Annotated in this window: 5 protein-coding genes; 4 read left to right on the top strand and 1 reads right to left on the bottom strand. The window is 54.2% G+C overall.

Annotated features, from left to right (window positions below; genetic code table 11):
• The first annotated feature begins 141 nt into the window (after positions 1–141).
• From Q0R02_RS08180 to Q0R02_RS08165, 4 genes are all read left to right on the top strand, one after another.
• On the top strand, positions 142–732 hold the full coding sequence (locus Q0R02_RS08180; RefSeq protein ID WP_293882294.1) for a hypothetical protein: 591 nt from the start codon (positions 142–144) through the stop codon (positions 730–732).
• Entirely contained in the window at positions 710–1,681 is a 972-nt protein-coding gene (locus tag Q0R02_RS08175; protein WP_293882292.1) for a nucleotidyl transferase AbiEii/AbiGii toxin family protein, read from the top strand. Before Q0R02_RS08180 ends, Q0R02_RS08175 begins: the two co-directional genes overlap by 23 nt.
• A gap of 262 nt (positions 1,682–1,943) precedes the next feature.
• Positions 1,944–2,297 carry a DUF5131 family protein gene (locus tag Q0R02_RS08170; RefSeq protein ID WP_293882290.1) on the top strand — a complete coding sequence of 118 codons (354 nt, stop codon included), beginning with the start codon at positions 1,944–1,946 and terminating at the stop codon, positions 2,295–2,297.
• A gap of 989 nt (positions 2,298–3,286) precedes the next feature.
• Positions 3,287–4,117: a hypothetical protein gene (locus Q0R02_RS08165; RefSeq protein WP_293882288.1), complete on the top strand. Its 831-nt coding sequence runs from the start codon at positions 3,287–3,289 to the stop codon at positions 4,115–4,117.
• A gap of 41 nt (positions 4,118–4,158) precedes the next feature.
• Here the strand turns inward: Q0R02_RS08165 and Q0R02_RS08160 are convergent.
• Positions 4,159–4,734, bottom strand: a 576-nt coding sequence (locus Q0R02_RS08160; RefSeq protein ID WP_293882286.1) for a hypothetical protein, incomplete at its 5' end; no start/stop codon positions are given.

The following is a 4,734-nucleotide window of genomic DNA, read 5'->3' as shown; positions in this document are numbered from 1 at the left end:
TGCGCGCCGCCCGCTCAGCTTCAGAAGAAGTCTTTGACCTCGACGCCATAGCGGGTGGCAAATGGCGCTGGAGCGATAATGCTTGAATTTCTGATGCGATGCATTACTTGATGTCGTAAGCGCCGTATTTTGGCAGAGATGATGTTGACCTTGGCAGATCAGATTTTGGAGCGCTTTCCGCAAAGCGGGGTCGTCGGTCGTGCTAATCTCGCGTTTGGCGTGAACTATGATTCTGTGGGACGCGCCCTCGGACAGTTGGTCAAGGAGCGAAAGCTCGTCCGTGTCGGCCGAGGACAATATAAAAAGGCCAGCGGTCGGGCACCCGTGTCAGCAGGCTCGATTGCCGAACTGATCGAGCGCAAGGTTGCGCGGTCAAAGCGCAATGTGTTCTTGCGTGGTGACTTCGGCGGCCTCGGCAGCTATGATGCGGTGGGTCGCGCATTACGGCAAATGATCCAGTCCGGACGCTTAGTGCAAATCGGCTATGGTCTCTATGCCAAAGCCGAACCGTCACCTTTTTCAGGGAAACCAACTCCGCTTGTGGGCATCAAGCGGCTTGCCACCGAGGCGCTGGGCCGGCTCGGTAAAACCGTCGTGTCGTCGAGTTTCGACACCGCCTACAACAGCGGTCGCTCAACGCAAGTGCCGACTGGACGTACAGTGGCCGTCCGTGACCGCGTGCGCCGCCGTATCGGCTATGACGGTAATTATGTCGTTCTCGAGCGCGCCTGACACGGTCAATCTTGGTCGTGTCGCTGGTGAGCTCGCGGTTGATGAATCCTTCGTGGAGAAGGATTGGTATGTCGTTCAGGCGATAAGCGCACTGATCGGCTTTGCCACCCCTGATATCACGCCGGTTTTTTCTGGCGGCACCTCCCTTCTGAAAGGGTATCAACTGATCAAAAGGTTTTCCGAGGATATTGATTTCAAGCTTTCGCTATCCGCCGAATTTTTGGCAAAAACCGGTAGTCAGAAAAAGGCGGCGCTGAGCTTGTTCAAGAAAAGCCTCGAGGCGGGCTGGGCGACTGCCGGTTTCACAGTTACCAGTGTCGAGGCTGGCAGCGGGAATGCCTTCATAAAGATAGAGATGAACTATCCCACTGTCCTTGGAGGCCATGACGCGCTGCGCCCTCATATTTTGGCTGAGCTATCCGCCAAGCCGCCGCGTTGGCCGACGATAGGGCGGCCCCTATCTTCTTTCGTTGCTCAATATCGGCGGGCCGAGCCGGAGGTTGCGGTCATTCAATGCGTCGATCCGTTGGAAACGGCCGCTGATAAATTAAGCGCGTTTTCCTGGCGTGCGATTGCTCGGGATCGTAACAGCGACAAGGATGATCCGACGATCGTGCGTCATCTGCACGACCTTGCTATGCTTGAGCCGTCGGTCAGTGAGAACGACAATTTCCCGGCTTTGCTTTTAGAGACGTTGATTGCAGATAGTGATCGGGGAGGCGGTGGCCTCGCCGCATTACCCCCGGTCGAGCGATTGAACAGAATGCTCGAAGTCCTCGATGCAGATGAGCAATATGAGGCCGAATATACTCGGTTCGTTGAGGGAATGGCGTTCGCTGGTGATGACGCTATTCCAAATTTCAGGATGGCAACCGAAGCAGTGAACCGCCTGAGTGCTTTACTTTCAACATCGCTGGGAAGCAGCGGGAGCCAGCGATCGATGCGATGATCTCGATCATGCTGTTTTTTCTGAAATGTAAAGGATCGTAACCAAAGTCATCCGGCAAAAGTCGAGTCTGCGGCTTCAGAATGGCATTTTGAAGGTGCAGGGGAGTGTCGCCCGCTGAGCTCGACGAACGCTGCATTTAAGAATGACGAGCAGCATGCTGCCCGTACAGCCCGAGGTTGAGGAACTACAATCACTATGAATTTAGCAAGTTCACATTATGTTCCCATTCGACTACACAGTTTGCTAGTTAATCGAGTTGATCATGTCTGACGGAAGCGCAATTGAATGGACCGATGCGACGTGGAATCCGGTCACCGGATGCACGAAGATCACTCGCGGCTGCGACAATTGCTACGCCGAGCGCTTTGCAGAACGCTGGCGGGGAATCCCAGGGCATCCATTTGAAAATGGCTTTGATCTCACATTGCGCCCCGAGCGGGTAGGGCAGCCGCTCCGCTGGAAGCGGCCACGCATGATCTTCGTCAATTCGATGAGTGACCTTTTCCATAAGAAGGTCCCGACAAAGTTCATCGACAGTGTCTTTGATACCATGGAAGCTGCGCACTGGCACGTCTTTCAGGTTTTGACCAAGCGAAGCTCCCTCATGCGCGACTAGGCGCATGGTGACATCGGCGATCATCCCGGCAGCCAAATCTGGGATCGCGCAAAGATCTTCGTAGTCTCGTGAATCCTCATCTTGATCAGTCGTGTTCAAGCGGAAAACGCCCTTTGGATGGCTATTATAGAGTGAGGTCATGCGCGCGACTGCCGTCAACGCATCATCATGTCGCTTGTCGTTCGCAACAAATGCATCTTGATCGGTGATCCAAGTGACATTTGTTCCCGGTTTTGACCAAAGGGAAAGCAAAATTGCGACAATCTGAATCTTTCGAATCATGTCTTCGAGAGCCAGGGGATGCCACGCGCACTTCAACCCTAACATCTCGCGGGTTTCCTCCGACGAGTTGAACTGCGTTGAAAGCCATTTCTTCTTCTTGTCGACCGCGATTGCAACCAAATGGCCGTCTAGTTGAGCCGCTGCCGAGAGGAACGCGTCCAATGCAACCTGGCGTTTTGGGTCGCCTAACCGCTTATAGGACATAGTCCTTCCGTCTGGCAGCAAATTGTCGCGAGCGGGGCGCATTCGGGCAAGCCAGTTGAGACCCCCACCCCCAACGACGAGAAAGCAATATACATTGTGTGTCGAATTTTTGTGCGCTCCGCCGTAGTCGGAAGCGATGAGAATGTTGTCGTATCCTCTGGGGCGTGGTTCTGACGTGTGTATGAATTTTTGGATCGAATGCCCCCACGGCCAAAGTTGCCGCGTGCTAACGTTAAGTGGCGTTAGTAGCTGCCATGGCTCTGGGTTTAGCAGGGGAAGTGGGGGGCGGTTTGAGCGGTTCATTCAATTGGTCAGTAATTCAAGTTTTCATACACTGAAATTGTCCTAGCGATGCGGCGAAGCTCTTTCACTATCCAGCGCCCCGCATCCGATCGAGGAAGTCGCGGGACAACAGCAGAAACCTCAAGCAAAGCCAATAGGCTGAGACGACCGGCGGATATCGCCGCATCAGCGCACCATATTCAGTCATTCGGGGTGATTTCATGACAGACTTAAACGATGAAAGCCTGAAGGCGGTTGGGGCCGATGTCGGCATGTATCGGGCCTATCGTGAAGCACGTGCTCGCCTGCCGCTTGCGGGGCGCCTCATGCCTTACAACTGGTACACGCTACCCGAGAAAATGAGTGCGCTCTGGATGGCTTATTCGCTGATGCTGGGCGAGTTTTCGACCGAGTTGGCCAATACAATCAACGACCTGACCAATCACGTACAGCGGTTACAAGCCTGGGCAACAGTCATAGAGCCGATGGATGACAATGAGAAAATGGCGGTGACGCACGAGTTTATCGATGTGCTGGCCACGAACGCTGTGAACCTGCCTTATGTAATCAAATCACGATTTGCCTTCGCGACAGCGCATCTATGTCATCAGGCCAACATGACGCGCGATTTCGCTTCTTGGAAGGATGATCTGCCGCTCGATGTAGAGATAGATTTGAATACCAGCGGCACATATGGACGAGGGTGGGGCAAGAAATATAATCGGGCGAAGCTGGCTGTCGAGGCGATCGGCGGCCAAGCTTTCAAGGATGCGACGGGCGATTTTCGCAACGCTTACAATCATCGATTTTCGCCGCGCTTCGTGTTTGGTCTGACGGGCATGGTCACTCGGCACAAAAATCCCGGGACAGGTCAGTTCTACTATGGTTTCGGCGGCCGTGACGCGCTGGCACTCACTGACATAGCTGATCTTCTCGTTGCGGAGTGCACTCGAACTTACACAGCGTTCGACGCTATGCAGCGTCTTGTTGATGAACAGATCAAGGCAATCGTCAATTTCGATGCCGCAGAGCAGGCGGTCAAGCCCGCCTGACGGGAGCCGCCCCGGGGTCAGAATATATTTATGCCAACGCCCTAAACAATTGTTCGAGCAATCATCGACGCTATGAGCGCTGATCTCTCCAGCGGCTTGCCATGATAAACGACAGTGTTGTATGTGTCATCGACGATCCGGCCCTGTCCGTTGTGGACATGAACGTGGATACCGAACTCTTGAGGCCTGGCCGCGGTCCAGACGATTGCCGGCGTTGATGCCCAGACGGCAAAATCGCAGCCTGCATAGCTGTCGAGATCGAGATTTCTGTCGGGCGTCTCATATTTCAACGTTTTGGCGAATGCATCGTGGAGCGGCTTCAGCGGTGTAGAAATGATTGGCTCTTTGCTCCAGGTGCTATCCCTCCCGCAATTCCCGCAGAAATGCTTGCGATGCGGTGTGTCCGCAAAATCAGCGAGGTCCAGATGGGGATAGCCGCAACTGGAACAATTGATGCAGCTCATTTCCCTGTTGGTTTCGATTGCTCGCACGAAATCGAAAACCCGATGGTCCCAAGGGCCCGGTTCCGTCTGTCGATGACAAGTCCGCAACAGTCGAAACGCAACCAGGCGAGAAAAAGCAGGACGAGCCAAAGTCGCCGCCGAAAATGGACGCCG

The sequence above is a fragment of the Sphingomonas sp. genome (assembly GCF_025353885.1).
Classification (GTDB): Bacteria; Pseudomonadota; Alphaproteobacteria; order Sphingomonadales; family Sphingomonadaceae; genus Sphingomonas_O.
The sequence above is the reverse complement of the archived record's forward strand: the minus strand, read 5'-3'. Positions and strand labels throughout refer to the sequence as shown.